The organism is Methylophaga sp. UBA5088, assembly GCF_002414625.1.
In the GTDB taxonomy this organism is placed as follows: domain Bacteria; phylum Pseudomonadota; class Gammaproteobacteria; order Nitrosococcales; family Methylophagaceae; genus Methylophaga; species Methylophaga marina.
Map to the genome: position 1 here is coordinate 46,872 of NZ_DIAC01000074.1, position 2,070 is coordinate 48,941.

2 protein-coding genes are annotated in these 2,070 nt (G+C 42.5%); both read left to right on the forward strand.

The window, feature by feature from the left end:
- The coding region (gene lon / locus B4K20_RS09620) for an endopeptidase La (RefSeq protein WP_289282716.1) at nt 1-1,719 on the forward strand (1,719 nt) is incomplete at its 5' end.
- 18 nt (nt 1,720-1,737) lie between these two features.
- Nucleotides 1,738-2,070, forward strand: a 333-nt coding sequence (locus B4K20_RS09625) for a hypothetical protein (RefSeq protein WP_289282717.1), incomplete at its 3' end; no start/stop codon positions are given.

Consider the following 2,070-nt stretch of genomic DNA (forward strand, 5'->3'; position numbering starts at 1 on the left):
TATCTTAATGAGCAGTTAAAAGCGGTTCAAAAAGAACTCGGTGAAATTGACGAGGCTGGTAACGAAACTGACGAACTGGCTGCGAACATTGAGAAGGCAGGAATGCCGGCAGAAGCACGCGCTAAAGCTGATGCTGAACTTAAAAAGCTTCGAATGATGTCACCGATGTCTGCAGAAGCAACTGTAGTCAGAAACTATATTGAATCTTTGTTAGAAGTCCCTTGGAAAAAACGTTCTAAAGTGACCCTTGATTTAAACAAGGCTGAAAATGTCCTAGATGAAGATCACTATGGTCTGGAAAAAGTCAAAGAACGAATCGTTGAATACTTGGCTGTACAAAAGCGTGTCAAAAAATCAAAAGGTCCGATTCTTTGCCTGGTTGGCCCACCTGGTGTGGGTAAAACATCTATTGCTCAATCAATAGCCAGAGCCACTAATCGTAAATTTACAAGAATGGCTTTGGGTGGTGTTAGAGATGAGGCTGAAATACGCGGGCACCGTAGAACTTATATCGGCTCTATGCCAGGTAAAGTGATACAGAATATCTGTAAAACGGAAGTTAAAAACCCATTATTTCTATTAGATGAAATTGACAAAATGGCGCAAGACTTCCGTGGTGATCCTGCTTCTGCATTATTAGAAGTGTTAGATCCTGAACAAAACTCGACATTTGCTGATCATTATTTAGAAGTTGAATATGATTTATCTGATGTCATGTTTGTCTGTACAGCCAATACACTTAATATTCCTGACGCTTTGCGTGACCGTATGGAAATCATACGCCTTGCGGGTTACACAGAAGACGAGAAACTTAATATCGCGATGAAATATCTCTTGCCGAAAGCGATTAAAGATAACGGTCTTAAAGAGAAAGAAGTTGATATCAGAGAAGATGCGGTAATGGAAATTATCCGCCGATATACGCGTGAAGCTGGTGTGCGTAACTTACAGCGTGAAATCTCAAAAATCTGTCGCAAATTAGTTAAACAGATTTTGACGGAAAAGCCAGAACAACAAGTTGTCGTCACTGCTGAAAACATTGAAACCTACCTTGGTGTCTATCATTACCGTTACGGAATGGCCGAAGAGAGCGATCGTGTAGGTCAAGTAACCGGTCTGGCTTGGACAGAAGTTGGCGGTGAGCTCTTAACCATTGAGTCAGCGGTTATGCCGGGCAAAGGTAAGTCTGCCTATACCGGTAAACTGGGTGACGTTATGCAAGAATCCATTCAAGCAGCGACCACCGTTGTACGCTCACGTTCTGCTGACTGGGGGATAAGTGATGATTTCTTGCAAACACATGATCTGCACGTACACGTACCGGAAGGCGCAACACCAAAAGATGGACCTAGTGCTGGCATCGGTATGTGTACAGCACTTGTTTCAGCGATTACAGGTATTCCTGTCAAAGCCAATGTGGCTATGACCGGCGAAATCACACTACGTGGGGAAGTCTTAGCCATTGGTGGTTTAAAAGAAAAATTACTTGCTGCCCATCGCGGTGGTATCGATACAGTTCTGATACCTCACGATAACATCAAGGATTTAAAAGAAATTCCTGAAAATGTAAAACAAGGATTGACTATTACACCGGTGAAATGGATTTATGAAGTGCTGGACGTTGCTCTGCAGCATATGCCATCACCTTCCGATGATGCGGGCGTGATTACCAGTGATAAAAATAAGTATCATGAGGTAAACTCACCTAATCATCATTAAGTAATGGAGTAGCAGGTAATGACACTAGTACAAAAGCAACGCTTAATTGGCGCCGCCTTATTAGTTTTAGTGATTGGTGTCATTGCCTGGTTCTTATTAGCATCCGTTGCAAAAAAAGATATAGAAGATATCGTTGAAAAGCCTATTCCTTTTGACTCTGTTATCGAACCATTAGATGATGAGCCAGAGCGAGACGAGCCAATTACCGAAGTCGATGCTAGCCTAACTGACGAAGGCGAAAAAATAGCAGAAAAAGATACACCTCTGCCAGAAAAACAAGATACTGCTCCAGCTCCAGCTCCAGCTCCATCAGCACCTGAAAAACAAACAACTATATCTCGTGAAGCTCCT